General features: G+C 40.9%; 23 protein-coding genes, 19 tRNA genes, 1 rRNA gene and 1 riboswitch (1 of these 44 cut by a window edge). Of the genes, 32 read left to right on the forward strand and 11 right to left on the reverse strand.

Annotated features, from left to right (window positions below):
• The 20 genes from NSQ44_RS04610 to NSQ44_RS04705 form a co-directional block, all read left to right on the forward strand.
• Positions 1 to 1644: ribosomal RNA gene (locus NSQ44_RS04610) — 23S ribosomal RNA — on the forward strand (it extends 1289 nt beyond the left edge of the window).
• Between the two features lie 96 nt (positions 1645 to 1740).
• A tRNA-Val gene (locus tag NSQ44_RS04615) sits at positions 1741 to 1816 on the forward strand.
• Positions 1817 to 1975: 159 nt separating this feature from the next.
• Positions 1976 to 2048 (forward strand) — tRNA-Thr (locus tag NSQ44_RS04620).
• Positions 2049 to 2666: 618 nt separating this feature from the next.
• Positions 2667 to 2742, forward strand: a tRNA-Lys gene (locus NSQ44_RS04625).
• Positions 2743 to 2749: 7 nt separating this feature from the next.
• Positions 2750 to 2831, forward strand: a tRNA-Leu gene (locus tag NSQ44_RS04630).
• 6 nt (positions 2832 to 2837) lie between these two features.
• A tRNA-Gly gene (locus NSQ44_RS04635) sits at positions 2838 to 2909 on the forward strand.
• Positions 2910 to 2916: 7 nt separating this feature from the next.
• Positions 2917 to 3005: transfer RNA gene (locus NSQ44_RS04640), tRNA-Leu, on the forward strand.
• A 5-nt stretch (positions 3006 to 3010) separates the two neighbouring features.
• A tRNA-Arg gene (locus NSQ44_RS04645) sits at positions 3011 to 3087 on the forward strand.
• Between the two features lie 4 nt (positions 3088 to 3091).
• Positions 3092 to 3168: transfer RNA gene (locus tag NSQ44_RS04650), tRNA-Pro, on the forward strand.
• 11 nt (positions 3169 to 3179) lie between these two features.
• Positions 3180 to 3252 (forward strand) — tRNA-Ala (locus NSQ44_RS04655).
• 10 nt (positions 3253 to 3262) lie between these two features.
• Positions 3263 to 3336, forward strand: a tRNA-Met gene (locus tag NSQ44_RS04660).
• A 6-nt stretch (positions 3337 to 3342) separates the two neighbouring features.
• A tRNA-Ile gene (locus NSQ44_RS04665) sits at positions 3343 to 3419 on the forward strand.
• Positions 3420 to 3431: 12 nt separating this feature from the next.
• Positions 3432 to 3521: transfer RNA gene (locus tag NSQ44_RS04670), tRNA-Ser, on the forward strand.
• Positions 3522 to 3531: 10 nt separating this feature from the next.
• A tRNA-Met gene (locus NSQ44_RS04675) sits at positions 3532 to 3608 on the forward strand.
• Between the two features lie 2 nt (positions 3609 to 3610).
• A tRNA-Asp gene (locus NSQ44_RS04680) sits at positions 3611 to 3686 on the forward strand.
• Positions 3687 to 3796: 110 nt separating this feature from the next.
• Positions 3797 to 3869, forward strand: a tRNA-Phe gene (locus NSQ44_RS04685).
• Between the two features lie 17 nt (positions 3870 to 3886).
• Positions 3887 to 3962: transfer RNA gene (locus NSQ44_RS04690), tRNA-His, on the forward strand.
• Between the two features lie 546 nt (positions 3963 to 4508).
• Positions 4509 to 4579 (forward strand) — tRNA-Gly (locus NSQ44_RS04695).
• A gap of 6 nt (positions 4580 to 4585) precedes the next feature.
• A tRNA-Ile gene (locus tag NSQ44_RS04700) sits at positions 4586 to 4659 on the forward strand.
• 99 nt (positions 4660 to 4758) lie between these two features.
• Positions 4759 to 4830 (forward strand) — tRNA-Asn (locus NSQ44_RS04705).
• A gap of 59 nt (positions 4831 to 4889) precedes the next feature.
• Here the strand turns inward: NSQ44_RS04705 and NSQ44_RS04710 are convergent.
• Positions 4890 to 5642, reverse strand: a complete 753-nt coding sequence (locus NSQ44_RS04710; RefSeq protein ID WP_340855303.1) for a TraR/DksA C4-type zinc finger protein — start codon at positions 5640 to 5642, stop codon at positions 4890 to 4892.
• Positions 5643 to 6016: 374 nt separating this feature from the next.
• The gene (locus NSQ44_RS04715) at positions 6017 to 6958 is read right to left on the reverse strand and encodes a 1,4-dihydroxy-2-naphthoate polyprenyltransferase (RefSeq protein ID WP_063386558.1); all 942 of its coding nucleotides are present in this window, start codon (positions 6956 to 6958) and stop codon (positions 6017 to 6019) included.
• A 240-nt stretch (positions 6959 to 7198) separates the two neighbouring features.
• On the opposite strand from NSQ44_RS04715, the gene NSQ44_RS04720 reads away from it, so the two are divergent.
• From NSQ44_RS04720 to NSQ44_RS04740, 5 genes are all read left to right on the forward strand, one after another.
• Positions 7199 to 8620: an isochorismate synthase gene (locus tag NSQ44_RS04720; RefSeq protein WP_161939792.1), complete on the forward strand. Its 1422-nt coding sequence runs from the start codon at positions 7199 to 7201 to the stop codon at positions 8618 to 8620.
• A complete protein-coding gene (menD, locus tag NSQ44_RS04725) occupies positions 8610 to 10340 on the forward strand; it encodes a 2-succinyl-5-enolpyruvyl-6-hydroxy-3-cyclohexene-1-carboxylic-acid synthase (RefSeq protein WP_340855306.1) in 1731 nt (576 codons plus the stop codon). Before NSQ44_RS04720 ends, menD begins: the two co-directional genes overlap by 11 nt.
• Complete coding sequence (gene menH / locus NSQ44_RS04730) at positions 10337 to 11158, forward strand: 2-succinyl-6-hydroxy-2,4-cyclohexadiene-1-carboxylate synthase (RefSeq protein WP_232515693.1); 822 nt, start codon at positions 10337 to 10339, stop codon at positions 11156 to 11158. The genes menD and menH overlap by 4 nt, the downstream gene beginning before the upstream one ends.
• A gap of 12 nt (positions 11159 to 11170) precedes the next feature.
• Positions 11171 to 11989 carry a 1,4-dihydroxy-2-naphthoyl-CoA synthase gene (gene menB / locus NSQ44_RS04735; RefSeq protein ID WP_063386561.1) on the forward strand — a complete coding sequence of 273 codons (819 nt, stop codon included), beginning with the start codon at positions 11171 to 11173 and terminating at the stop codon, positions 11987 to 11989.
• 67 nt (positions 11990 to 12056) lie between these two features.
• Positions 12057 to 13511 carry an o-succinylbenzoate--CoA ligase gene (locus NSQ44_RS04740; RefSeq protein WP_340855307.1) on the forward strand — a complete coding sequence of 485 codons (1455 nt, stop codon included), beginning with the start codon at positions 12057 to 12059 and terminating at the stop codon, positions 13509 to 13511.
• A gap of 7 nt (positions 13512 to 13518) precedes the next feature.
• Here the strand turns inward: NSQ44_RS04740 and NSQ44_RS04745 are convergent, their stop codons facing one another.
• The 3 genes from NSQ44_RS04745 to NSQ44_RS04755 form a co-directional block, all read right to left on the reverse strand.
• Entirely contained in the window at positions 13519 to 13707 is a 189-nt protein-coding gene (locus NSQ44_RS04745; RefSeq protein ID WP_340855309.1) for a hypothetical protein, read from the reverse strand.
• A 58-nt stretch (positions 13708 to 13765) separates the two neighbouring features.
• Positions 13766 to 14011, reverse strand: a complete 246-nt coding sequence (yidD, locus tag NSQ44_RS04750) for a membrane protein insertion efficiency factor YidD (protein WP_327863688.1) — start codon at positions 14009 to 14011, stop codon at positions 13766 to 13768.
• 211 nt (positions 14012 to 14222) lie between these two features.
• Positions 14223 to 15347 carry an IS4 family transposase gene (locus NSQ44_RS04755; protein ID WP_339287653.1) on the reverse strand — a complete coding sequence of 375 codons (1125 nt, stop codon included), beginning with the start codon at positions 15345 to 15347 and terminating at the stop codon, positions 14223 to 14225.
• Between the two features lie 184 nt (positions 15348 to 15531).
• Between NSQ44_RS04755 and NSQ44_RS04760 the strand changes: the two genes are divergently transcribed.
• The 4 genes from NSQ44_RS04760 to ytkD all read left to right on the forward strand — a co-directional run bounded on the left by NSQ44_RS04760 (position 15532) and on the right by ytkD (position 17505).
• Entirely contained in the window at positions 15532 to 16005 is a 474-nt protein-coding gene (locus NSQ44_RS04760) for an S-ribosylhomocysteine lyase (protein WP_063386565.1), read from the forward strand.
• A gap of 96 nt (positions 16006 to 16101) precedes the next feature.
• Positions 16102 to 16545: a Dps family protein gene (locus NSQ44_RS04765; RefSeq protein WP_340855312.1), complete on the forward strand. Its 444-nt coding sequence runs from the start codon at positions 16102 to 16104 to the stop codon at positions 16543 to 16545.
• Positions 16546 to 16639: 94 nt separating this feature from the next.
• Complete coding sequence (locus NSQ44_RS04770) at positions 16640 to 16966, forward strand: hydrolase (RefSeq protein ID WP_340855314.1); 327 nt, start codon at positions 16640 to 16642, stop codon at positions 16964 to 16966.
• A gap of 65 nt (positions 16967 to 17031) precedes the next feature.
• On the forward strand, positions 17032 to 17505 hold the full coding sequence (gene ytkD, locus NSQ44_RS04775) for an RNA deprotection pyrophosphohydrolase (protein WP_094245279.1): 474 nt from the start codon (positions 17032 to 17034) through the stop codon (positions 17503 to 17505).
• Between the two features lie 162 nt (positions 17506 to 17667).
• On the opposite strand, the gene NSQ44_RS04780 is transcribed toward ytkD, so the two are convergent.
• The 3 genes from NSQ44_RS04780 to NSQ44_RS04790 are packed head-to-tail and all read right to left on the reverse strand — an operon-like array spanning position 17668 to position 20260.
• Entirely contained in the window at positions 17668 to 18474 is an 807-nt protein-coding gene (locus tag NSQ44_RS04780; protein ID WP_327855790.1) for an ABC transporter permease, read from the reverse strand.
• Positions 18452 to 19231 carry an ABC transporter ATP-binding protein gene (locus NSQ44_RS04785; RefSeq protein WP_066249444.1) on the reverse strand — a complete coding sequence of 260 codons (780 nt, stop codon included), beginning with the start codon at positions 19229 to 19231 and terminating at the stop codon, positions 18452 to 18454. The genes NSQ44_RS04780 and NSQ44_RS04785 overlap by 23 nt, the downstream gene beginning before the upstream one ends.
• A 45-nt stretch (positions 19232 to 19276) precedes the next feature.
• Positions 19277 to 20260, reverse strand: coding sequence for an ABC transporter substrate-binding protein (locus NSQ44_RS04790; RefSeq protein ID WP_340855316.1), 984 nt, complete (start codon positions 20258 to 20260; stop codon positions 19277 to 19279).
• 121 nt (positions 20261 to 20381) lie between these two features.
• Here NSQ44_RS04790 and NSQ44_RS04795 point away from each other — a divergent pair, with 121 nt between their 5' ends.
• Both NSQ44_RS04795 and NSQ44_RS04800 read left to right on the forward strand, forming a co-directional pair.
• Positions 20382 to 21164, forward strand: coding sequence for an alpha/beta hydrolase family protein (locus tag NSQ44_RS04795; protein WP_066249449.1), 783 nt, complete (start codon positions 20382 to 20384; stop codon positions 21162 to 21164).
• Positions 21165 to 21228: 64 nt separating this feature from the next.
• Entirely contained in the window at positions 21229 to 21471 is a 243-nt protein-coding gene (locus NSQ44_RS04800; RefSeq protein ID WP_340855319.1) for a DUF2584 domain-containing protein, read from the forward strand.
• Positions 21472 to 21711: 240 nt separating this feature from the next.
• Here NSQ44_RS04800 and pckA read toward each other — a convergent pair whose 3' ends face one another.
• Positions 21712 to 23301: a phosphoenolpyruvate carboxykinase (ATP) gene (gene pckA, locus NSQ44_RS04805; protein WP_340855321.1), complete on the reverse strand. Its 1590-nt coding sequence runs from the start codon at positions 23299 to 23301 to the stop codon at positions 21712 to 21714.
• A gap of 268 nt (positions 23302 to 23569) precedes the next feature.
• Positions 23570 to 23761: riboswitch (SAM riboswitch) on the forward strand.
• 205 nt (positions 23762 to 23966) lie between these two features.
• Here pckA and metK point away from each other — a divergent pair.
• Positions 23967 to 25172 carry a methionine adenosyltransferase gene (gene metK / locus NSQ44_RS04810; RefSeq protein WP_063386575.1) on the forward strand — a complete coding sequence of 402 codons (1206 nt, stop codon included), beginning with the start codon at positions 23967 to 23969 and terminating at the stop codon, positions 25170 to 25172.
• Positions 25173 to 25221: 49 nt separating this feature from the next.
• Here the strand turns inward: metK and NSQ44_RS04815 are convergent, their stop codons facing one another.
• Both NSQ44_RS04815 and NSQ44_RS04820 read right to left on the reverse strand, forming a co-directional pair.
• Entirely contained in the window at positions 25222 to 25752 is a 531-nt protein-coding gene (locus NSQ44_RS04815) for a phosphatase PAP2 family protein (protein ID WP_327855803.1), read from the reverse strand.
• A 172-nt stretch (positions 25753 to 25924) separates the two neighbouring features.
• Positions 25925 to 26452, reverse strand: a complete 528-nt coding sequence (locus tag NSQ44_RS04820) for a gamma carbonic anhydrase (RefSeq protein ID WP_094245285.1) — start codon at positions 26450 to 26452, stop codon at positions 25925 to 25927.
• Positions 26453 to 26459 lie beyond the last annotated feature (7 nt).

The raw sequence follows: 26459 nt of genomic DNA on the forward strand, positions 1-26459 counted from the left end.
GTGAGAATGCCGGTATGAGTAGCGAAAGAGGGGTGAGAATCCCCTCCGCCGAAAGCCTAAGGTTTCCTGAGGAAGGCTCGTCCGCTCAGGGTTAGTCGGGACCTAAGCCGAGGCCGAAAGGCGTAGGTGATGGACAACAGGTTGATATTCCTGTACCACCTCCTCACCGTTTGAGCAATGGGGGGACGCAGGAGGATAGGGCAAGCGCGCGGCTGGATGTGCGCGTCCAAGCAGTTAGGCTGGCAAGCAGGCAAATCCGCTTGCCGGAAGGCTGAACTGTGATGGCGAGGGAAAGGAAGTACCGAAGTTCCCGATTCCACACTGCCAAGAAAAGCCTCTAGCGAGGTGAGAGGTGCCCGTACCGCAAACCGACACAGGTAGGCGAGGAGAGAATCCTAAGGTGAGCGAGAGAACTCTCGTTAAGGAACTCGGCAAAATGACCCCGTAACTTCGGGAGAAGGGGTGCTCATCAAGGTGATAAGCCATGATGAGCCGCAGTGAAAAGGCCCAGGCGACTGTTTAGCAAAAACACAGGTCTCTGCGAAACCGTAAGGTGAAGTATAGGGGCTGACGCCTGCCCGGTGCTGGAAGGTTAAGGGGAGCGCTTAAGCTGTAGCTGAAGGTGCGAACCGAAGCCCCAGTAAACGGCGGCCGTAACTATAACGGTCCTAAGGTAGCGAAATTCCTTGTCGGGTAAGTTCCGACCCGCACGAAAGGCGTAACGATCTGGGCACTGTCTCAACGAGAGACTCGGTGAAATTATAGTACCTGTGAAGATGCAGGTTACCCGCGACAGGACGGAAAGACCCCGTGGAGCTTTACTGCAGCCTGATATTGAATGTGGGTACAGCTTGTACAGGATAGGTAGGAGCCAGAGACGCGTGAGCGCCAGCTTGCGCTGAGGCGACGGTGGGATACTACCCTGGCTGTACTGACATTCTAACCCGCGCCCCTGATCGGGGCGGGAGACAGTGTCAGGTGGGCAGTTTGACTGGGGCGGTCGCCTCCTAAAAGGTAACGGAGGCGCCCAAAGGTTCCCTCAGAATGGTTGGAAATCATTCGGAGAGTGCAAAGGCAGAAGGGAGCTTGACTGCGAGACCTACAAGTCGAGCAGGGACGAAAGTCGGGCTTAGTGATCCGGTGGTTCCGCATGGAAGGGCCATCGCTCAACGGATAAAAGCTACCCCGGGGATAACAGGCTGATCTCCCCCAAGAGTCCACATCGACGGGGAGGTTTGGCACCTCGATGTCGGCTCATCGCATCCTGGGGCTGTAGTCGGTCCCAAGGGTTGGGCTGTTCGCCCATTAAAGCGGTACGCGAGCTGGGTTCAGAACGTCGTGAGACAGTTCGGTCCCTATCCGTCGCGGGCGCAGGAAATTTGAGAGGAGCTGTCCTTAGTACGAGAGGACCGGGATGGACGCACCGCTGGTGTACCAGTTGTCCCGCCAGGGGCACCGCTGGGTAGCTATGTGCGGAAGGGATAAGCGCTGAAAGCATCTAAGCGTGAAGCCCCCCTCAAGATGAGATTTCCCATCGCGAAAAGCGAGTAAGATCCCTTGAAGATGACGAGGTAGATAGGTCCGAGGTGGAAGCGTGGTGACACGTGGAGCTGACGGATACTAATCGATCGAGGACTTAACCAAGTAGGAGCATCTATTCGTGAAGGAACCGTTATCTAGTTTTGAAAGAATTATGGACTTTTATTTACTTTGCATATGTCCTCTGGTGATTTTTGAATTGGAGGATTAGCTCAGCTGGGAGAGCACTTGCCTTACAAGCAAGGGGTCGGCGGTTCGATCCCGTCATCCTCCACCATACAGTATATCGATTCAGCTCAATTGGCAAAGCACGGTCGAGATATCGTCTTTCATGCTGCTTCATCGTACCAATTGAACTTTTCCTTGGACAAGATTTCTAAGATTGGAACGACGATCAAATGAAGCAAGACTGATTATTGATTGTTGTATTCATCATGCCGGTGTAGCTCAATTGGCAGAGCAACTGAATCGTAATCAGTAGGTTGGGGGTTCGATTCCTCTCGCCGGCATCATTAAAGGTGTTGCATATTGAGCAGGAACTTTTAGATTAGTCGTCAGAGCAACGAGCAATGCTTCGACGAACAATCAGAGAGTTGTCCCGACGCATCCAACATCCTCGAAAAGACTGGCAGAGGAAGGGACATCTGACAAATGAAAAATGGATTAGGAGAAAAAATTTTTTATGAGCCATTAGCTCAGTCGGTAGAGCAACGAGCAAGGCTTCATCGAATAAGCGACGAGTTGTCCCGACGCATCCAACATCCTCGAAAAGACTGGCAGAGGAAGGGACATCTGACAAATGAAAAATGGATTAGGAGAAAAAAATTTTTTATGAGCCATTAGCTCAGTCGGTAGAGCAACGAGCAAAGCATCGTCGAATAGGCGACGAGTTGTCCCGACGCATCTAACTTCCTCGAAAAAGCTAGAAGAGGAAGGGACATCTGACAAATGAAAAATGGATTAGAAGAAAAAAATTTTATGAGCCATTAGCTCAGTCGGTAGAGCAACGAGCAAAGCATCGTCGAATAGGCGACGAGTTGTCCCGACGCATCCAACATCCTCGAAAAAGCTAGAAGAGGAAGGGACATCTGACAAATGAAAAATGGATTAGAAGAAAAAAATTTTATGAGCCATTAGCTCAGTCGGTAGAGCATCTGACTTTTAATCAGAGGGTCGGAGGTTCGAATCCTCCATGGCTCACCATTTTGACGCGGGTGTGGCGGAATTGGCAGACGCACTAGACTTAGGATCTAGCGCCTTACGGCGTGGGGGTTCAAGTCCCTCCACCCGCATAATACGCGGAAGTAGTTCAGTGGTAGAACACCACCTTGCCAAGGTGGGGGTCGCGGGTTCGAATCCCGTCTTCCGCTTTTCTCTGCCGGGGTGGCGGAATTGGCAGACGCACAGGACTTAAAATCCTGCGGTAGGTGACTACCGTACCGGTTCAAGTCCGGTCCTCGGCACCATATTTGCGCCCGTAGCTCAATTGGATAGAGCGTTTGACTACGGATCAAAAGGTTAGGGGTTCGACTCCTCTCGGGCGCGCCATACACGGGAAGTAGCTCAGCTTGGTAGAGCACATGGTTTGGGACCATGGGGTCGCAGGTTCGAATCCTGTCTTCCCGACCAGGGAATTTAAAGGGGCCTTAGCTCAGCTGGGAGAGCGCCTGCTTTGCACGCAGGAGGTCAGCGGTTCGATCCCGCTAGGCTCCATATTTAATTTGGCGGTGTAGCTCAGCTGGCTAGAGCGTACGGTTCATACCCGTGAGGTCGGGGGTTCGATCCCCTCCACCGCCATTTTTCGGACCTTTAGCTCAGCTGGTCAGAGCAGACGGCTCATAACCGTCCGGTCGCAGGTTCGAATCCTGCAAGGTCCACCATCTTTATTATATGGAGGAGTACCCAAGTCTGGCTGAAGGGGTCGGTCTTGAAAACCGAGAGGCGGGTCAAACCGCGCGGGGGTTCGAATCCCTCCTCCTCCGTCATTATTATCGCGGGGTGGAGCAGTCCGGTAGCTCGTCGGGCTCATAACCCGAAGGTCGCAGGTTCAAATCCTGCCCCCGCAACCAATGGTCCCGTAGTGTAGCGGTTAACATGCCTGCCTGTCACGCAGGAGATCGCGGGTTCGATTCCCGTCGGGACCGCCATTAATTATTGATTCAACAGCTGTAGGAGGATTTTTTCAAGTACAGCAGGTTGTTTCAATGTAATCTTTCTTTAATGATGGATTGTACATAATTTTTTATCGGAGTTTTACGGCTCGGTAGCTCAGTCGGTAGAGCAAAGGACTGAAAATCCTTGTGTCGGCGGTTCGATTCCGTCCCGAGCCATTGTTTTATTAATTGCGGCGACTGTGGCGAAGTGGTTAACGCACCAGATTGTGGCTCTGGCATTCGTGGGTTCGATTCCCATCAGTCGCCCCATTTGCCTATAGTAGAGATAGATAATATGGCATTGAAAGTAAGTATTTATTTCTATTATCAGCTTATTATGCGGGTGTAGTTTAGTGGTAAAACCTCAGCCACGAGCGACACTTCAATGAATAATCTGCGAGTTGCCTCGACGCATTTACATCCTCGAACAATGCTGGAAGAGGAAGAGGCATGGAAAATGCGTGTTTATCATTTAAATAGAAAAATAAATATTTTCGTGCGGGTGTAGTTTAGTGGTAAAACCTCAGCCACGAGCGACACTTCAATGAATAATCTGCGAGTTGCCTCGACGCATTTACATCCTCGAACAATGCTGGAAGAGGAAGAGGCATGGAAAATGCGTGTTTATCATTTAAATAGAAAAATAAATATTTTCGTGCGGGTGTAGTTTAGTGGTAAAACCTCAGCCACGAGCGACACTTCAATGAATAATCTGCGAGTTGCCTCGACGCATTTACATCCTCGAACAATGCTGGAAGAGGAAGAGGCATGGAAAATGCGTGTTTATCATTTAAATAAAAAAATAAATATTTTCGTGCGGGTGTAGTTTAGTGGTAAAACCTCAGCCTTCCAAGCTGATGTCGTGGGTTCGATTCCCATCACCCGCTTAATATGGGCTTGTAGCTCAGCTGGTTAGAGCGCACGCCTGATAAGCGTGAGGTCGGTGGTTCAAGTCCACTCAGGCCCATTGCTATTTTTTAAGCAGCTTAGTTGAGCAATTGACATTGTTGCAATTGTCAGTCAAAAGCTGCTCTATTTGGCAAAATGCCTTAAATTTTTTTTATATTCCGCAGTAGCTCAGTGGTAGAGCATTCGGCTGTTAACCGAACGGTCGCAGGTTCGAATCCTGCCTGCGGAGTCATTTCGAAATCAAAAAAACGTTGCAAACTGCAACGCTTTTTTTGTCTTCTTGTAATTTTAATCATTTTTCGTATATGGTTCTTTTTCTGTTAATGGAAGATCTCCCCATAAAACTGTTAAATCCTCTTCATCAAGCATTTTTTCATATCGTTTATGTTCATGTGACGGATAGACGTTTACGTTTTTTCCCTCAATATCTGTATAAATGAAGTTTTCAATATCTTCAATATATCCAATTTCATCATCGGAATTATACATATCTCCGTACGATAACGGTGGAGTTCTTACATCTTGCGGTGTTTCTGACGTTCCGTATTCGATAACATCTTGAAAATAATCATACGGTTCAGTAACAGCGGTATTTTCATGGTCGATTTGAGAGGATCCGTGAAAAGACGCATCAAATAATTCTTCCTCTACAGGTCTTTCATGAGAAATCGTTTGAACTAGAGTATGTTCTTTGCATGTTTTGGCTGTCGGTATAGCTTTGAGACGGTCTTCATCAATTTTTTTTCCGCAGACGGAACAAGTACCGTATGTGCCCTCATGAATTCTTTCTAATGCTTCAACGATCTCTTCATATTCTTTTTCTAAATGTTTATTTAATGCTAAATCTTTTTCTCTTTCATACAGTTCGGTCGCATCGTCTCCGGGGTGATTGTCGTAGCTGGAAAGCTCTCCAGTTGATTCATGGTCCAGCCCTTTTTCCAATTGAAAATGATCGTTATTATCCCAACGTTTTTCAATCTCATTTTTCATGAATATTAATTGCTTTTGAAAATCCTTCAATTTTTTTTCGTCCATGTCCATATGAAAGACACCTTCTTTTTTAGAATCTAAAGCTATTTTGGACGAAAAGGAATAAATTATAACTTTAAAATCATGAAAAAAATTCACCTTTCCAGCCATAAATTTCATCATCATTTTAAAACATGTCAGGAAAGGATTGCTGCTTCCGCGCCTTTTTTAACGCTATGCTTTGAAGCTGATGGCACTTGAAAGGCTAACATAACATCATTCGGCTGAGAAACAGGCTGGCTATCCGATAAAGAGGCTGTGACCTATCGAGATGTTTTTTCAGGAAAAAACATTTGCTCAGCATATTGAAATTGCGAGTGGATGATACAGAACAAATTTCACAGTAAAGCTTAATAAAAAAACACGATAGTAAACATACTATCGTGTTACTGAGATATGATGGTGCTTATGAGCAAACCTGCAGCAAGCAAAAAGCCTAATAAAGTGTTTGTTTGCGATGTTGCTTTCATGGCCGGCATCATTTCAATAGGCTTTGTTTTGCCGACAAATCGCTTCACCGCCTGAATAGCTTTTGGAATGCTAAGAAAAGCAAGAATAGACCACCATGTGGAATAATCAAAAATGATCATAATAAAAATGAGACAGTAAGAAACAATAAACATAATTGCTAAAAATCGAATTGCATTCTGGCGGCCAAGCAAAATTGCTAATGTTTTTCTTCCGTTTTCCTTATCGCCGTCTAAGTCTCTTATGTTATTCGCAAGCATGATGGCGCCGATCGTGATCGCAATCGGGATCGAATGAATAAAAGCTGTTGAAGTTAGATAACCTGTCTGAATAAAAAAGGAAATAAGGATAATAACGACTCCCATAAATAAACCTGAAGCTAGCTCGCCAAACGGCGTGTAAGCGATTGGATATGGACCTCCAGTATATAAGTATCCTACTGCCATACAAATTGAACCGACTAATGCCAACCACCAGCTTGACTGGAGACAGATGTAAATTCCCAATAGGATAGAGACAACAATACATGTGATTGCTAAATTTAAAACGGTTTGGGGCTTGAAGCCATTTCGGACAATTGCTCCTCCAATTCCGACAGATTCTTCTGTATCAAGACCTCGTTTATAATCGAAATATTCATTAAATAAGTTTGTGGCTGTTTGAATTAACAACGAGGCAGTAAGCATCGTAAGAAAAAGTCCAATATGAATGGGTCCTACTTGCAGTGCCAAAAGAGTTCCGACAATCACGGGGACAAATGCTGCAGTTAATGTATGGGGTCTTAAAAGCATCCACCAAGCCCGAAACCCTCGTTCAGCTTTTATAATGGGTACATTATGTGACTCCGTTTTAGGATGCATAATATGTTCTCTCCTTTATTTCATTCTGAAAACGAAAGCTATTCCCCACAACCTAGTCTAGAAAAATGTCGAAAGAGTGTCAATTGTTTTTCATTGGAATAAATGCTCAAGCCCCATCAAAGAGCTGAGCAGTTTGTTTGCTTGTTGTTTTGCATTGCGTCATTCTATAATATAGTTGACATAAATTTTGAACAGGTGTATCTTAATATAAGCTATTTTTCGGTTATGGAGGGATCATCTTTGGTTTCAATTCCATGTTCAGATACATTGAGGGATAAAGTTGCGAATGCTGTCAATCATGCCAAAAAATATTCCCATCCAATCATTTTAAGTTATGTATTTGAAATCAAGGAGAAAGATCCGCTCCAGATTTTCTCAAGCTTTCAATCGGCTTATGCAGGGAAAAGATTTTATTGGGCGACACCTGATCGTACATTTATCCTTTGTGGAATTGGTGTTGAGCTCGAATTGACGACAGACAAAAAATTTTCCAACCGTTTTTTTGACATTTATTCAAAGTGGAAAGATTGGAAAGAGCATATACAAATTGAAGGCGCCCATCCGATTGGAACGGGTCCGCTTCTTTTTGGGGGTTTTTCTTTTGACCCTTTAAAAAATGCGAATTCTTCAAAATGGAAACCGTTTCATGAAGCACGATTCACTTTACCTTCTTTCATGATTACAAAAATTGGCCGTCACACACTTGCTACTATAAATAGGTTAATTCAATCAACTGATGATATAAATGAAATTATAAATCATTTCAATACATATGAATACACCTTAAAGAAAAAAAATGAAGACACAAATTCTTTTTTGAATTTTACCATCAAAAAAGAAAGTTTGTTTCATAAAAAAGAGTGGATGGCAGCTGTTGAAAAAGCAACAGAACAAATAAAACAAAACCGTTTTGAGAAAGTCGTATTGGCAAGGGAAATGCTGCTGGAGTTTGAGGGATCGATTGATATACATTATGTTTTATCAATGTTAAATGAACATCAGCCTAATTGTTATTTATTTGTTGTTGAAAATGAAGGAAAAACGTTCGTTGGCGCAACTCCTGAGCGGCTTGTAAGCAAGAGAGACCAAAAGGTCCAGTCTGCATGTGTAGCAGGATCAATTAAAAGAGGAAAAACAGTGGAGGCAGACGAAGAATACGCTCAGATGCTGCTTTCAGATACAAAAAACATTCATGAACATCAAATTGTTGTCAAAGCGATCGAAAAAGTGTTCCGTGAATATTGCCAAGAAGTGCAACTACAAAACAATCCAACGATTTTAAAAACGCCGAATATTCAACATTTGTATACACCTGTTGAAGGAACCGTAAAAAAAGGTTTTACGCTGATTGATTTTGTAGAAAAATTGCATCCGACCCCTGCGCTTGGTGGCTATCCGAAAGATGCTGCTCTAGCATTTATTCGCAATGAAGAACCTTTAGAGAGAGGCTGGTATGCTGCTCCGGTTGGATGGATGGATGATCAGGACAACGGAGAATTTGTCGTTGCGATCCGTTCAGGTCTGCTGGATGAGCAAAAAGCTTATTTGTACGCAGGATGCGGGATTGTTGGAGATTCGAAGCCGGAAGAGGAATACAGGGAGACAGAAATCAAATTTGGACCTATGCAGCATGCATTAGGGGGAAAACTGAATGAAAAATAAAAATCTATCTGACTATGTCATTGCATTTGTAAATGGATTAATTGCAAAAGGTATTTCTGAAGTTGTGATTAGCCCAGGTTCACGATCTACCCCGCTTGCGATCACATTTGCAGAGCATCCGAAAATACATACCTATATTAATATTGATGAACGATCTGCAGGTTTTTTTGCTCTTGGATTGGCTAAAAAACAAAGAAAACCAATTGCTTTGCTTTGTACATCAGGAACAGCTGCAGCAAACTATTATCCAGCTATCATAGAAGCCCATTATTCACGCATCCCTCTTGTGATTTTAACGGCAGACAGACCTCATGAGCTGCGGGATATTGGAGCTCCACAAGCAATTAATCAAATTCATCTGTATTCGAACTATGTGAAATGGTTTGTTGATTGCGCTCTTCCTGAAAGCAGTCAAACGATGCTGTTATATATAAAAAATATCGCTCAACGGGCGGTCCAAACTGCAAATGAAAATCCGAAAGGACCAGTCCATATCAACTTACCTTTCCGAGAGCCGCTTTTGCCCGATCTATCGAAAATCCATCCATTGCAGAAGTCTCTTCATATTGAGCCAGTGGTGGAAACAAAAAAGCTGGTCGAACATGAGCAAATTGAACGGATTGTGGATGAAATCGATTCAAGCGAGAAAGGACTTATTGTATGCGGGGAATTACATAACAAAGAGTTTCGTGAACAAGTTTTGGCATTAGCAGAGAAATTGAAATTCCCGATATTAGCGGATCCGTTGTCCAATTTACGCTTTGGCGAACATTCTAAACATTATATTATTGATTGTTATGATTCCATTTTAAAAACGATGGAAAAGAAAGCTTATCTGAAACCTGATGTCGTCCTTCGTTTTGGTGCAATGCCCGTCTCAAAACCGCTGTTTCTATTGTTAAGAGACCATCCTGAAATAAAGCAAATTGTGGTTGATGGTGATGGCGGTTATCGCGATCCTACTTTATCAGCAGAACATGTTCACAGTGATGAAGCCTATTTATGTGAAATGCTGATCAAAAAATGTAAAGATAAACAGGAAACATCCTGGTGCAAAAAATGGAAACAAGTAAACAATCTCTTTCGAGAGTATTTGTCAACGCCGGTCATTGAGGAAGATTCTTTATTTGAAGGAACGGTATATGTCGAATTGCAAAAATTGCTCCCGGATCGCTGCAATGTATTTGTAGGAAACAGCATGCCGATTCGAGATGTCGACACGTTTTTCCATAACAGTGATAAAAATATTATGGTTTATGCCAACCGGGGAGCGAATGGAATTGACGGAGTCGTTTCGACAGCCCTTGGGGTTTCTGCAGCTAGTCATGAAAAAACTATTTTAATCATAGGGGATTTATCATTTTATCATGATTTAAATGGACTCCTTGCTGCAAAACAAAATAAATTGAACTTAACTGTTTTATTAATTAATAATAACGGCGGCGGCATTTTTTCATTTTTGCCGCAGGCGGATGAAAAGACGCATTTTGAACAATTGTTTGGCACCCCGACCAATTTAGATTTTCAATATGCAGCCAGCTTATATAGTGCACATTATAAAAAAATTTCCACTTGGGAAGAATTCAGAACCGAGTTTCAATTTTGCATGAATAGAGATGGATTAAATATTATTGAAATCCCGACCAATCGACATACACGAGTCAACGAACAGAGAAAATGGCTTCGTTCTGTTTCCTGGGAAATAGAAAGGATGTTATGATGGGAAAATTGGCCGTTCGAAATGTGAATTATTGGGCTGAAACGTTCGGAAAGGGGGAGCCACTTGTTCTCCTTCATGGTTTTACAGGAAGCGGAGAAACCTGGGGATTTTTGAAAAATAGTTTAAAAAAATACCAGCTAGTACTTATCGACATCATCGGCCATGGTCAAACAGATTCGCCTGAAAATCCTGAAAGATATCGGATGGAAGAAGCAGTTGAAGATTTAAAAGAAATATTGCTTTCATTCAATATTCGAAAAGCGCATGTGCTCGGATATTCAATGGGCGGAAGATTGGCATTGAGCTTTGCAATGAGACAGCCGGAATTTGTGAAGACTTTAATATTGGAAAGCAGTTCTCCTGGATTAAAAACTGAAAAGGAACGAGAGACGAGAAGGCTGCAGGACGAACGACTTGCCCAAATGATTTTGGACGAAGGGGTTGCGGCATTTGTCCAACATTGGGAAAATATCCCTTTGTTTTTAACGCAAAAGTCTCTCCCGCCTGCCGTCAAGGACAAAATAAGAAAGGATCGGCTGAAAAATAATGCAATTGGATTGGCAAACAGTTTAAAAGGAATGGGAACTGGCGTTCAACCTTCATGGTGGGGAGCATTAAAAAATTTCAACATCCCTACATTATTAATTTGTGGTGAAAGGGATCTTAAGTTTTGCAAAATTATGAAAGAAATGAACCAATTGATTCCTTGCTCTGAATTAAAGGTCGTGCCGCAAGCCGGACATGCAGTTCATGTGGAACAGTCAAAATTTTTTGGTAAAATAGTAGATGAGTTTCTCCAACATTTTTCTACATATTAAAGGAGGATAAAAATGGGATTTCCTTGGGTAAAAGAACGAGAATATGATGAAATCATTTATGAAACGTACAATGGGATAGCAAAAATTACGATGAATCGTCCTCATGTACATAATGCATTCACACCAAAAACGGTCGCGGAAATGATCGATGCTTTTTCCTATGCGCGGGACGATGATAAAATTGGTGTAATTATTTTGACAGGTGCTGGTGATAAAGCGTTTTGCTCAGGCGGAGATCAAAAAGTGCGGGGGCATGGCGGATACGTCGGGGATGATAAAATTCCTAGATTAAACGTTTTGGATTTGCAACGACTTATCCGGGTGATTCCAAAACCGGTTATTGCAATGGTGAACGGATATGCAATTGGAGGAGGACATGTTCTGCATGTCGTGTGTGATTTAACGATCGCATCAGAGAATGCAATTTTCGGACAAACAGGCCCAAAAGTTGGAAGCTTTGATGCGGGATATGGAGTGGGACTGCTTGCCCGGCTTGTTGGTACGAAAAGAGCTCGTGAAATATGGTATTTATGCCGTCAATATAATGCGCAGGAAGCTTATGAGATGGGCTTAGTCAACAAAGTTGTCCCATTAGAGCAGCTTGAAGAGGAAACTGTCAAATGGTGTGAAGAAATTTTGGAAAAAAGCCCAACTGCTATTCGCTTCTTGAAAGCTGCATTTAATGCAGATACAGATGGTCTCGCCGGTCTCCAACAATTTGCGGGGGATGCGACATTATTGTATTATACAACAGATGAAGCGAAAGAAGGACGAGATGCATTTAAAGAGAAAAGAAAACCTGATTTCAAACAATTCCCGCGTTTCCCTTAAAAAGAACAAGCAGCTTGATGGCGATGCATCGAGCTGCTTTATTGTGCAATAATCGAGGTGTTAAGACATGAGTGCAAATCGAAATGAAACACCGAATTGGCTTAAACAGCGAGCTTTTTTGACTCCGGACCGATTGGCTATTCGTTATGAGGGGAAAAATTATTCATTTTTGGACTTGCATCAGCTTGTTGAAAAAAGAGCAAGACAGCTGCATCAAATAGATATCAAGCGTGGAGATACAGTCGGGCTTTTAATGAAAAACAGCTTAGAAATGGTCATTAATATTCATGCTTTAATGTATCTCGGTGTGGTCAATGTTCTTTTGAATACTAGACTAACAGCTGAAGAATTATTATGGCAAATAAATGATGCGAATATAAAATGCGTTATCTGTGATGATGAATTATCGGTTCATTTTCCCGGTAAAAAAGTTATTACATTATCAGAGTTGAAGCTTTGTGATGAAAAGGAAGCAGCATTAGATGACAGCTTTATTTTAGATGACGTGGCAACGATTATGTATACGTCTGGAACAACAGGAAAACCGAAAGGAGTTCAGCAAACATTTGGGAATCATTGGTGGAGTGCGATCGGTTCTGTGCTGAATCTTGGACTGAAGGACGGCGATTGCTGGCTTTTGGCAGTTCCTCTTTTTCATATAAGCGGACTGTCAATTTTGATGCGCAGCGTCATCTATGGAATCGGAATTGTTCTCCATTCTTCATTTTCAGCGAAAGAAGCAAACAGAGCGATCAAAAATGAAGGAGTTACGATTGCTTCCGTCGTTACGGCCATGCTGAATGACATGCTGCAGGAATTAGGAAGTGACACGTATCCGAAATCGTTTCGATGCATGCTTTTAGGAGGAGGTCCTGCCCCGCGGCCGATTCTTGAACAATGCCGTGAAAAAGAAATTCCCGTTTTTCAAACATATGGGATGACGGAAACGTGTTCGCAAATTGCCACATTAGCCCCTGAATTTTGCTTTTCAAAACTCGGATCTGCGGGAAAACCGTTGTTTCCAGCTCAAATTCGGATCGTAGCAGACGGCAGGGACTGCTCCCCTAATGAAGAGGGAGAAATTGTAGTAAAAGGACCGAATGTTACACCGGGGTATTTACATCGTCCAGACGCAACAAACGAAGCTATACGTGACGGCTGGTTTTATACTGGAGATTTAGGCTATCTGGATGAAGAAGGATTTTTATATGTATTGGACCGTCGATCCGATTTAATTGTTTCGGGAGGAGAAAACATTTATCCGGCGGAGGTTGAAGCAGTTATTTTGTCGCATCCTTCCGTAAAAGATGTAGGAGTGGTAGGAAAAGAAAATAAAAAATGGGGAAAAGTTCCCCATGCTTTTGTCGTCCGAAGCGAAGAGGTGTCTGAAGAAGAATTAAGGCAATTTTGTTTGAAAAAGCTGGCAAAATACAAAGTTCCAAAAGGATTTACATTTGTTGAATCTCTGCCACGAAATGCATCTAAAAAACTGCTCAGGAGAAAACTAAAAGAATGGCTGTAGTTTCTGGCTATTCATGATCGACAGTTAAAATATCATATTGGCTAATATGCAATAAGTGGTGGATTTCGTTTGGCAAATGTTCGAACGAGCCGTATTCGTAGTTCCACAAATTTAAAAAAGAACAAACAGAAGAATGGAACGTCTCTTCTGTTGCATTATTCACTTCATGTTTAAATTGAGCGATCATATTTTCCATATCTTTTGCTCCCCTTTAGCTTGATTTGATAATTGTAGTATTTTGCATTATTTTTCATTTATTCACTCGTTTTTTTATTTATATCTTTTTCAATTTCCGGGACAGGGTCAAATCCTCCCGGGTGAAACGGGTGGCATTTCAAGATTCGTTTTACTGTCAGAAAGCCGCCTTTGACAGCTCCGAATCTTTTCACTGCTTCAAGCCCGTATTCAGAGCATGTTGGGTAAAAGCGGCATGAAGGCGGCTTTAACGGGGAGATAAAGATTTGATAAAAACGGATAAGGGCGATCAAGACAGATTTCACAGCAAGCACCTCTTTTTTCTGGAATCTTGACAACATTTTAACATAAATGTATGTTATAAAATTTTGCACTACCGTCGCATAAATAATGTCTGAATTTTCAGTTTTATTTTTTCTGGACTTTAGAGAAAAAACGAAAACACCTAAGCGAGGGTAGTAAACATCCATTTTTTTACTATAACCTATGACTTGTGCAACAACGACTGGCAAACCTTTATGGGACGCCGTTTCCTTCGATTTTTCGTAACCAAATGTGAGCGGATTTCCACAAAGAAGCCTTCAAATAGCGACTAATTTGTAAGTAACTGCGTTCGCTATTCGTGTTCAACTGAGCTAAAACATTCAGACAGTACACTATCATGGCTACGTACACTTGATTATGTACAGCTTGTTCACTGTGACCAAAAAACTTTTTAATGTTCAGATGTTGTTTCATCCATTTGAAAAAAAGTTCGATTGCCCAACGTGATTGGTAGATTTCTGCAATTTCATCTGCGTCAATGTCAAACCGATTTGTCAGTAAATGAAGCTCATTTCCTTTTGTATCATGCAATTTGAGTAAGCGAAACACGTTTTCAGAACGATTTTGTGGTGTTCCAATGACAACCATTTCATCAGAGAATACGGGTGAATCTTCTGGTAACGAAAAGGATTCTAACACTCGGACAACAGCGTTTTTACGCAAACGGGTCACAAAGAAATAGCCATCTTCCGTCATTTGATCAAAGCGCCCATAATCCAAGTAACCACGATCAAACACGTACATGCATTCTTTGTCATCCACGAATACTTCTAGTTGACCACGATCATGTTCGTTGGCATTCGTGAGTACGGCTTTATCTGGATAGGAGAGTCCTTTTTCCATAAAAACAAGTCGTAAGTGAAGCTTTACTCCTGATTTTGTTTTTCGAAACTCTGCCCACTTATGATTGGTCAAATTAAGCGGTAATGTACTCGAATCAATGATTTTCAAAGGCGTTGTCACTTTTCTTCTTGTTTGGAAATTGGTTTTCCGATGAATTTGTGCCACTAAATCGAGAAAAATCGTTTGAAAGAACTCAGTTGGGATGGTATTGATTCGTCTCCCTAACTGTGAAAAACTAATCGACTCCAATCCCGTTGCTCGTTGTAATTCTTCTAAAAAGACAGCGTCACTCAACGCCCGTAAACTCTCGGTTTCATGGAGTTGGGCATACAAAAGCAGTTTCATAAATGAAGCCATATAAAGCTTCTTGGTATAGTGATTTAATTGATGTGTTTTCACTAGGTCGTCAAATAATGGACGATTAATCGGTGAAAACCATTGTTCAAATGATGTTTTTCGTGTAAACTTATCCATGCTTTTGTCCTTTGTATTGGATTTGGATGGTTTACTACCACCCAACCATTATAAAGGCTTTTTTTGTGTTTGGATTATATTTCAGAAAATTCGGTTTATTTGAAGGTGTTAAATTATTTTAATGCGACGCTAGTGAAAATTTTGTGTTAAAATGGAAACTAAGAAAATGTAAGGAGTGATGGGAATGCCTTCAGTGGAGAGTTTTGAACTGGATCATACAAAAGTGCAAGCACCGTATGTCAGACATTGCGGAGTACATAAAGTCGGCACGGATGGAGTAGTTAACAAATTTGATATCCGCTTCTGCCAGCCGAATAAGCAGGCAATGAAACCGGATGCTATTCACACATTGGAGCATCTTCTGGCATTTACAATTCGTAAATATGCGGAAAAATATGATCACTTTGATATCATTGATATTTCTCCAATGGGGTGTCAAACAGGCTTTTATTTAGTCGTTAGCGGGGAACCGACCGTAAAAGAAATCATTGATTTATTGGAAGAGACAATGAAAGATGCTGTAGAGCAGACAGAAGTGCCTGCCGCAAACGAACTGCAATGCGGCCAAGCGAAGCTTCATGATTTAGAAGGCGCCAAAAAGCTCATGGAATATTGGCTAAAGCATAGTAAAGAGGATTTGGAAAAAGTGTTCAGCTAACAGCTACACGCAATGATGCAACTTTTTTTATAGTTTTAAGAGTGCAAAAAAGGGGTACTGTATAACTAAAAGATTAAATAATAAGGAGATGGGATTATGTCTAAACAAGAATTATTCCAAATCGTAAATAAACAAATTGCGGATTGGACGGTACTTTATGTAAAATTACATAACTTTCATTGGAATGTAAAAGGAGACCAATTTTTCGTTCTCCATGAAAAGTTTGAAGAGCTGTACAATGAAGCTGCAGGTTATATTGACGAATTAGCGGAAAGACTTTTAGCTTTGGGCGCTAAACCTGTTGCTACGATTAGAGAAAGCCTAGAAATCTCCTCTATTAAAGAAGCAGAAGGCGTTGAAACTGCAGAACAAATGGTGCAGGCAGTTGTTGACGACTTTTCCGCCATCATTCAAGATTTGGACAAAGGAATCAAAGTTGCTGAAGAAGTGAATGACGAAGCAACTGGTGACATGCTTCTCGATATGAAAGTGAATCTTGAAAAACATAACTGGATGTTAAAGTCATTCCTTGGAAAATAATTATATCCTTCCTCTTTTGGCTGCGTTAGGCAGCCTTTTTTTATAAATATTTTTCTTTGATAAGGCAATACTTAAAAAGAGGAGGGGGATATAAATGTCCGAAAATCCAAGAAAAACCTATTATATATCAGTAGCTAGCGGTGAAATTTCCCAAAGCAGAGAAGCATCTCCGTGGGATTTTCAAATTTCTGCCAATGATGAGGAAATTACGGAGTTACGGGAGTATTTCGATCAGATTCATTCTACCAGCTGGCAAAATTTCTTCCGGGCGCATGTTCCGTATATACAGTATCATTATGACAAGGAAAATGATGCGATTGATGCTTTAACAAAAAAAGTATATGAATTCATTTATAAGCATGGCGACGAAGAAGCTAGAAAACATATTGCTTCAATGGGTCTTATGCATAATCAAGAATAAGTTATACAATCCTCTTTTCCATATGTTATGATGAAAACAGATAAATGGGAGTAGAGGGATTGATTATGTTTTATTTTAAAGATTTTTACGGCAATGATGTATACCTGTCTTTCCGTCAACACCCTTTTTCTGTTTACCCGAAGCATGTCTGGGTCATCTGCCGATATGAAAACAAATGGCTTTTAACTTTACATGAAGACCGGGGCTACGAGTTTCCAGGAGGAAAAGTCGAGAACGGCGAAAAGCCGGTTGAAGCTGCTGTCCGGGAAGTGAGGGAAGAAACGGGAGGAATTGTCCAAGATATCGTATATATTGGGCAATATAAGGTTATAGGAAAAGAGAAAACGATTGTGAAAAATATTTATTATGCGGAAATTGAGAGGCTCGAAAAACAGAGCACGTATTTTGAAACGTTAGGTCCAGTCCTGCTTGCGGACTTGCCTGAAAAAATTGAGGACGATCATCGCTTTAGCTTTATTATGAAAGATGATGTTCTAAAACGCAGCTTGGACAAAATTTATGCCGATTACATAAAATAGCTTTTAAATTCCTGAAAGTCGGTTTAGAAATTGTTTAAGGGGGTGTCTAATAAGTCGTTTTTACGGCTTATGGACGCCCCCATGAATGTGTTAGAAACGTTGATATATCGGTGTTTATGATTTTATGTTTTCAATGGCGATTTGACTTTCTAAAACAGCCTCTTATTGGCTTTTGATTAATGTTTTTTCAATTAGTTCGACAATTTTGTACATGATCGTTGCAAAGATGGCAATGATAACTAGGCTTAACAGCACAAGGGTAAAATTAAAAACTTGGAACCCGTAAATAATCATATAGCCTAATCCTTTAGCTGAAACGAGAAATTCTCCGACGATCACACCCACCCAGGATAACCCGACATTGACTTTCAAAGTAGAAATAATGGTTGGAAAAGATGACGGCAGGATCGCCTCTCTGAACACGTGCTTTTTGCCTGCCCCAAATGTTTGCAGCACTTTTATATAATTCGGATCCACTTCTTTAAAGGAAGTATAGACTACAATTGTAGTAATAATAACCGAAATGATTGTTCCCATCGCGATAATTGAGGTAAATCCAGGCCCAAGTACAACGATGAAAATCGGCCCAAGAGCTACTTTCGGCATTGCGTTTAAAACCACTAAATACGGATCTAATATTTTAGACAGCCTTGGAAACCACCATAATAGAGCAGCAAGTAATGTCCCGAATAATGTCCCCAAAATAAACCCCAAGACCGTTTCAAAAAGCGTCACGTTCAAATTGGCAAGTAATGTACCGTCCTGCAGTTTTTCAACAAATAAGTGAAAAATTTTTGTCGGCGAACTGAATATGAGCGGGTCTATCCATTTTTGGCTGGATGACACCTCCCATATGAGAAAAAAAGAAATAAAAATTAAGATTTGATAAAAGGTAATCCATTTCTTTTCCTTATTCAATCTTTGCAAATATTGTTTATGGAGGAGATCAATTGTTGTTGTTTGTTTCAAGCTGATCTAACTCCTTCCAGATTAAGTCAAAAAGTGAAGTATACGTTGGATGCTGCCTTGTTTTAAACGGGGATGTATCCCGCAATTCTTTTGGGACAGTAAATATTTTGGCAATTTTGCCAGGCCTTTTGGATAGCAGGACAATCCGATCGCTCATGGCGATTGCTTCCCCAATATCATGCGTGACTAGAATGGCTGTTTTTTTAAAATCCTTTAATGTTTGAAAGACTAAGTCTTCAAGCTTTAATTTCGTTTGATAATCGAGGGCGGAAAAAGGTTCATCCAATAGCAGCATTTTCGGATCTGTAGAAAGAGTGCGAACTAAAGCGGCTCTTTGTCTCATTCCGCCTGATAATTGATTCGGATATAGCTTTTCTACATTTTCGAGACCCATTTGGTGCAGAAGCTGAAATGTCCGCTTTTTCTCATTTTCATTCAGTTTGTTCAATAATTTTAATCCAATTAAAATATTTTCCTCTATCGTTTTCCATGGAAATAAATAATCTTGTTGCAGCATATAACCGACAGACGGTGTTGCGGAAGATATTTGCTTTCCGTTCAAAATAACTTGCCCTTCTGTCGGTTTCATGATACCGGCAATGATGGAAAGCAGCGTTGTTTTGCCGCAGCCGCTAGGACCTAGAAAGGATATAAATTCCCCTTCCTCTACTTCCAAATGGATATCCTCCAAAGCAGTCGTTGCCGATTTTTTTGTAAAATAAGTATGGCTGACATGATCGATCGTTAAAAATGACAATCTCCTCCCCCCCTTGTCGATAAATGTACTCCTTTTGAAACAACATTATTTTGCCACTTCGTTTGCTATGGACGTGTTGACTAATAGTTCATAATCAATTTTCTCCGGCAGTTCTCCTGCTTCTTCCATAATTTTTTGCAAATTGTTCCATTCGTCCTCATCTAACAGCGGGGTTTTTGCATAGGATCCTTGGCTTTTATAACGGTCAATGGAAGATATTAAAATATCGATCGGCGTATCTTTAAATTGCGGCGCTATCGTTTCGGCAATTGTTTCGGCGTCATGTTCTTCCACCCATTTTTGCGCTTTGTAGAGCGCTTTTGTGAATTTTTTCACCGTTTTATCATTTTTCTTAATATAGCTTTCTTTTGCCATAAATGTTGTATAAGGAACTTTGCCCGATTCCTTGCCGAAGGATGCGATAATGTGACCTTTTCCTTCTTTTTCAAAAATACTTGCGGTTGGCTCAAACAACTGAACATATTCGCCTGTACCGGAAGCAAAAGCATTTGCAATATTCGCAAAGTCGATGTTTTGGATAAGGGTTAAATCTTGATGCGGATCGATGTTATGCTTTTTCAGCACAAATTCCCCTACCATTTGCGGCATGCCGCCTTTACGCTGTCCTAAAAAAGTGCTTCCTTTTAAATCTTCCCATTGAAAATCATCCAACTTGGCTCTGGAGACAAGGAAAGTGCCGTCCGTTTCGGTCAGCTGGGCGAAGTTAATGACTGGGTCATTTGCTTCTTGGGCATATACGTAAATGGACGTTTCCGAACCGACAAGACCGATATCAGCGCCGTTTGATAAAATGGCGGTCATTGTTTTATCTCCGCCCCAAGTAGTTTTTAATTCTACGTCAAGTCCTTCTTCTTTGAAAAATTCTTTTTCAATGGCTACGTATAATGGTGCGTAAAAAACAGAATGAGTGACTTCCGCCAGCCGAATTTTTTCCACTCCTCCGCCGCAGGCTGAAAGAGGTATGATGAAAAGGATCACCAATACGATGGAAGCAAGCCTTTTTTTCATGTGAAATCCTCCCTAATGATGTTCATATTAAAGGAAAAATGTTTAAATATATTTATCTAGGATAAAGTATGAAAAAAAAATATAATGTGTGATTGCCTACCTAAAAATGGAGGTTGAAAAGATGCTGAGAAACGGAGAAATAGTTGACAAACAAATTTTCCCATCACCGAACCCTTCGATTAAGCTTTCCATCGTGACATATATTTCTGAAGGACTAAAAGTGAAAGGTCTGTTAGCAGAGCCTGTTCAAGAAGGTGTTTATGATGGCTTTTTATATTTGCGCGGAGGGATTAAAAATGTTGGTATGGTCCGAGCAGGAAGAATTATACAATTTGCATCAAAAGGCTTTATCGTGATGGCTCCCTTTTATCGAGGAAATTTAGGAGGAGAAGGGAATGAAGATTTTGCGGGGAATGATCGTTTTGATGCGGTCAATGCATTCTATTTGTTGATGAAACATCCGCAAGTGAATCCGGATCGTATTCACGTTTTTGGCTTTTCAAGGGGAGGAGTCATGGCCTTGCTTACTGGGATTATATGCTCAAATGTTCGATCTGTTGTAAGCTGGGGCGGGGTGTCTGATATGTTTTTAACTTATGAGGAGAGAAAGGACTTAAGAAGGATGATGAAAAGAGTTATTGGAGGGACACCGAAGAAATATCCTGACCGCTATAAATGGCGGACACCGTTGTATTACCTTGAAAAAATGCAAGCACCCGTTTTAATCATTCATGGGGGAAAAGATGAAAACGTGTCAATTGAACATGCATATCGATTGGAAAGAAGGCTGAAAGAATTGGGAAAGCAAGTGGACAGCTGGTATTTCCAACATTTTAGTCATCATTTTCCGCCACGGCATAACCGGATGGTTTTAGAACGAATGATAAAATGGATGAAAAATTGACCATTATATTTTTCATATGATACATACTAAAAAATGATCGATCAAATGAAAGGGGATTGGAGAAATGGGCATGCCGCTTGAATTAAATACGATGATTATTACAAAAGGGAAGGAAAAGCGGATAGAGGAAAACGTATTTCAGGTTGTCAAAGATGGCTATCGCCTTTATCCTATGAATATTCCTTTGGAAGTTCGAAAAACGTTGACAAGCGATCCTACAGGAACAGCTGAAATTATTAAATTGGAATGGGCTGATAACAAAACCGTGCTTACTTATAATCTCACTTCATTGTACTCAACCAATTAACCGTCATCATATTTCCGTTCATTTGTTGAACGGATTGTGGAAGGAAAAGGAATTTTCTTAATTTTATCGAGTACGGCTTCCATTTGTCTTATCATAAAAAATCGCGTAACCCCTTTTTCATAAAAGCTCGTTGAAAAAGGGGTTTTCGTCTAAAAATCTGTATATAACGGTTTGTTTGCCAACCCAATATAAAAAAAGGCTATCGGACAAAAAGCCGATAGCCGAAAGTAAGTAATTTTTTTATATGATTGGACCGCCAAGTTCTTCAATTTCCTTCGGAACGTTCGAGAATTTTTTGAAGTTCTCTTTGAATGCTTTTGCTAATTCATACGCTTTTTGTTCATAAGCGTTTTTATCACTCCATGTTTTAATAGGCTGTAAAACTTCATCAGGCACTCCTGGAACATGAGCAGGAATCGCCAGCCCGAAAATAGGGTCTTTTACAGTTTCCACCTCATCGAGTTCGCCTTCCAATGCTGCCTGAACCATGGCTCTTGTATAAGCAAGTTTAATTCGTTTTCCTACTCCGTATTCTCCGCCGGTCCACCCTGTATTGACTAAAAATACTTTCACATCATGTTCTTCGATTTTTCTTCCGAGCATTTCAGAGTATCTTGTAGCTGGAAGCGGAAGAAATGGTGCTCCAAAGCATGTGGAGAACGTTGTTTTAGGGGAAGTAATACCCCTTTCCGTTCCAGCAAGCTTGCTCGTATAACCGCTTAAGAAATGATACATAGCCTGTTCTTTCGTTAATTTGCTTATTGGCGGCAGAACACCGAACGCATCAGCTGTTAAAAAAATAATAGTGTTAGGGTGACCCGCAATGCTCGGTTTAGCAATATTGTCAATCGCTTCAATTGGATAAGCCGCACGGGTGTTTTCTGTTAATAAGGAGTTGTCATAATCAGGAATTCGTGTCGATTCATCAACCACAACGTTTTCCAAAACGGAACCGAATCGAATCGCGTTATAAATTTGAGGTTCTTTTTCTTCAGACAAACCGATGCATTTTGCATAACAGCCACCCTCAATATTAAAAATACCAGATGAAGACCAGCCGTGTTCATCATCACCAATTAACCGGCGTTTTGGATCGGCGGAAAGTGTTGTTTTGCCTGTTCCCGATAAACCGAAAAAGAGCGCGACATCGCCTTCTTGACCGACATTGGCGGAGCAGTGCATTGAAAATATATCTCTTTCTGGAAGCAGGAAGTTCATGACGGAAAAGATAGACTTTTTCATCTCGCCTGCATATTCAGTTCCGCCGATCAGGATTATTCTCTTTTCAAAAGAAATAATGATAAATGCTTCTGAGTTCGTTCCATCCACAGCTGGATCTGCTTTAAAGGAAGGAGCGGAAACAATCGTAAACGGATTTTTATGCTCCTTTAAATCGTCTTGGCTTTTCGGACGGATAAACAGTTGGTGAGCAAATAAATTTTGCCAAGCCAATTCATTGACCACTTGAATTGGAAGACGATATTTTTTGTCAGCTCCGGCAAATCCGTTAAAAACATAAATTTCATCTCTATTTTTTAAATATTGTATGACTTTTAAGTACAGTTTTTCAAAAACTTCTGATGAAATTGGCTTGTTGACGGGTCCCCAATCAATTAAATGCTTGACAGAATCTTCTTCAACGATGAATTTATCTTCTGGTGACCGGCCGGTATATTTGCCTGTTGTAACCGAAACTGCACCTGTATTTGTTAAAAAACCTTCTTTCCTAGCTAAAACTTTTTCTACAAGCCGTGCGACTGGTAAATTATGATATGCATTTGGTCCGCTAATCAACGAAGCTAATTCATTTGATACATCTACAATATTCATATACATACCATCCTTTTTTTGCATATTTGAAATGGTTTTATAGAAATAGTATAACACATTTGTGGAAATAGTCCATCCTATTTATCAATTTCTGAAAATAATGTTTTTACTACATATTTTGCCTTCATTTTTGGGCATCATACGAATCATGATTGATCAGCTGATCCTGAAATAATGGATATCAGACGATTTGGAAAATTACAGAGAAGCTTTTTTTATTGTTGACAAGTACTTTTTTGCTCCTGTATGATATACATTTGAACGGATACTCTTATCCCGAGTTGGCGGAGGGACAGGCCCTATGAAGCCCAGCAACCGGCTCGTTGAAAGAAGACAGTAGAATATGGCTTTCAAAATCCCGGTATTCTATGGACATACAACATGGTGCGAAAGAATTCCATATTCATAGACGAGCAATGGTGCTAACCTGATGCAAGGTTATATCCTTGAACGATAAGAGTGAAAGGCAATGATGTTTATAACAACCTTTCCTCTGGCAGGGAAGGTTTTTTCTATGTATAAGAGAAATCTCGTTTAGCCAAGTTTTTCTTATCGTACGAAATTTTGATATGTTTACAATAGTGGTGAGGGAATGAGTTCCGTGTCAATGACAAGGAGTGTAGCACTCCATAAACATCATTTTAAGTTTGAGGAGGAAGCAGTAAATGACAAAAAAGCGCCGTCTGTTTACATCTGAATCCGTAACGGAGGGGCATCCGGACAAAATTTGCGACCAAATTTCAGATGCGATTTTAGATGCCATTTTAGAAAAAGATCCGAACGCACGTGTAGCTTGCGAAACATCTGTCACCACCGGACTTGTATTAGTCAGTGGAGAAATTACGACAAGCACGTATGTGGATATACCAAAAATTGTGCGAGAAACGGTCAAAGAGATCGGCTATACGAGAGCTAAATACGGTTTTGATGCTGAAACTTGTGCTGTTTTAACATCAATTGATGAGCAATCACCCGATATCGCTGCAGGGGTGGATAAAGCTTTAGAAGCGCGAGAAGGACAAATGACTGATGAAGAAATTGAAGCGATTGGCGCTGGAGATCAAGGGTTAATGTTCGGTTTTGCATGCAATGAAACGAAGGAATTAATGCCTCTCCCGATTTCCATTGCCCATAAGCTTTCACGCCGGCTTACAGAAGTTAGAAAAAGCGAAGAAATTCCTTATTTGCGTCCGGACGGAAAGACGCAAGTTACGGTAGAATATGATGAAAATGAACAGCCGGTTAGAATTGACACAATTGTCATATCGACTCAACACCATCCGGAGGCAACTTTAGAACAAATTAAGCAGGATATTAAAGAAAAAGTAATTGATCCGGTTGTGCCAAAAGAACTGATCGATGAAGAAACAAAATATTTCATCAATCCTACCGGACGTTTCGTTATTGGCGGACCACAAGGAGATGCAGGATTAACGGGACGAAAAATCATTGTCGATACTTACGGAGGCTATGCGCGCCATGGCGGAGGAGCTTTCTCAGGAAAAGATCCGACGAAGGTAGACCGATCTGCAGCTTATGCGGCTCGTTATGTAGCGAAAAATATTGTCGCAGCCGGACTTGCAGACAAATGTGAGGTTCAGCTGGCCTATGCAATTGGTGTAGCGAAACCTGTCTCTATTTCTGTTGATACGTTCGGTACTGGCAAAGTAAGCGAAGATGTTTTAGTTGAATTAATTCGCAATAACTTTGATTTGCGCCCAGCTGGCATTATAAAAATGCTTGACTTGCGCCGCCCGATTTACAAACAGACAGCTGCTTACGGTCATTTCGGACGCAACGATCTAGATTTGCCATGGGAACGCACAGATAAAGCGGAAGCTTTGCGCGAACAAGCTCATCAATATTTGTAAAATAAAAAAGGTGTCCAATGCGATGCATGCATTAGACACCTTTTTGCTTTTATGGTCCGAATGCGACAAAACAGATGGTGCCAGCTGAAGCTCCTAGAACTATTCCCGCCAGCACATCTGAAGGGTAGTGTAGGCCAAGAAAAATTCTTGATAGTGCCACACTGAATGTGAGAGGAAGCAAAATCCATGTTAAGGCTGGAAAAAAGAGCAAAAATGGTGTAGCCACTGAAAATACAGCTGTCGTATGTCCAGAAGGAAATGAATGGTCAGTTAACGGATTTTCTAACACTTTTGTTTCAAATAATGTAAGATAAGGCCGTCTGCGTGGATAAATTCTTTTCACAATGAAAACCGGAATATGACTGAAAAAAAGTGCAGCTGAACTTGCCAAGGCAACAGTTTTTACAGGTTCATTAAAAAATAACATCAGCATTAAACATGTTGCAATTGAAAAAACAGCCCCTCCTAAATGAGTAACATACCGAAAATAAACATTCAGTCCTTTTCGTTCAAAATGCGAATTAATCAGTTTGAACAACTTGCACTCAAATTGGTAAAGCTGATTCAGCAGTCTGCCCATGTTAAAGTTCCTCTTTTCAAAAAGCAAAAATTCTTATAAAAAATTTTCTCTCATATTTATGTAAACTTCAACAAATCTAATAAAAATTTTACAAAATTTTAAAAATGCATGAAGCTGCCCGGTAAAGAATGACATTTGAAAGAGAAAGTTTTAAAATGTTTTTATAAGCAATTTATATGTTGTTCATACGAGCAATATTTTTATAATATTGAGCTTTTTCGATATACTCGCGACGGATGCGCTCCATATCTTGAAGATCTTCTTCTGTTAATTCTCTAATCACTTTGGCGGGTCTTCCGAATGCTAAAGTTTTCTCAGGTATCTTTTTGCCTGGCGGGACAAGACTGCCTGCACCGACAAAAGCGCCTTTTCCGATTTCTGCTCCATCCAGAATAATCGAACCCATTCCAATTAGAGCTCCTTTCCGCACAATCGCACTGTGGAGCAGAACTTGATGGCCGACGGTTACATCATCTTCAATAATTAACGGTTTATTTGGGCTCTGGTGCAGACAGCATTGGTCTTGAATATTGACCCGATTTCCAATAATAGTTGGGGCGACGTCACCGCGAATAACCGTCTGAAACCAAATGCTTGATTCATCTCCTATTTGAACATCGCCGGTGATTGTGACAAAATCAGCTATATAAGCCGAATCGCTAATTATAGGTTTTTTGTCTTTATATGGATAAATAACCATGGGAACC

This window comes from Aeribacillus sp. FSL M8-0254 (genome assembly GCF_038008845.1).
Lineage (GTDB): Bacteria > Bacillota > Bacilli > Bacillales > Aeribacillaceae > Aeribacillus > Aeribacillus composti.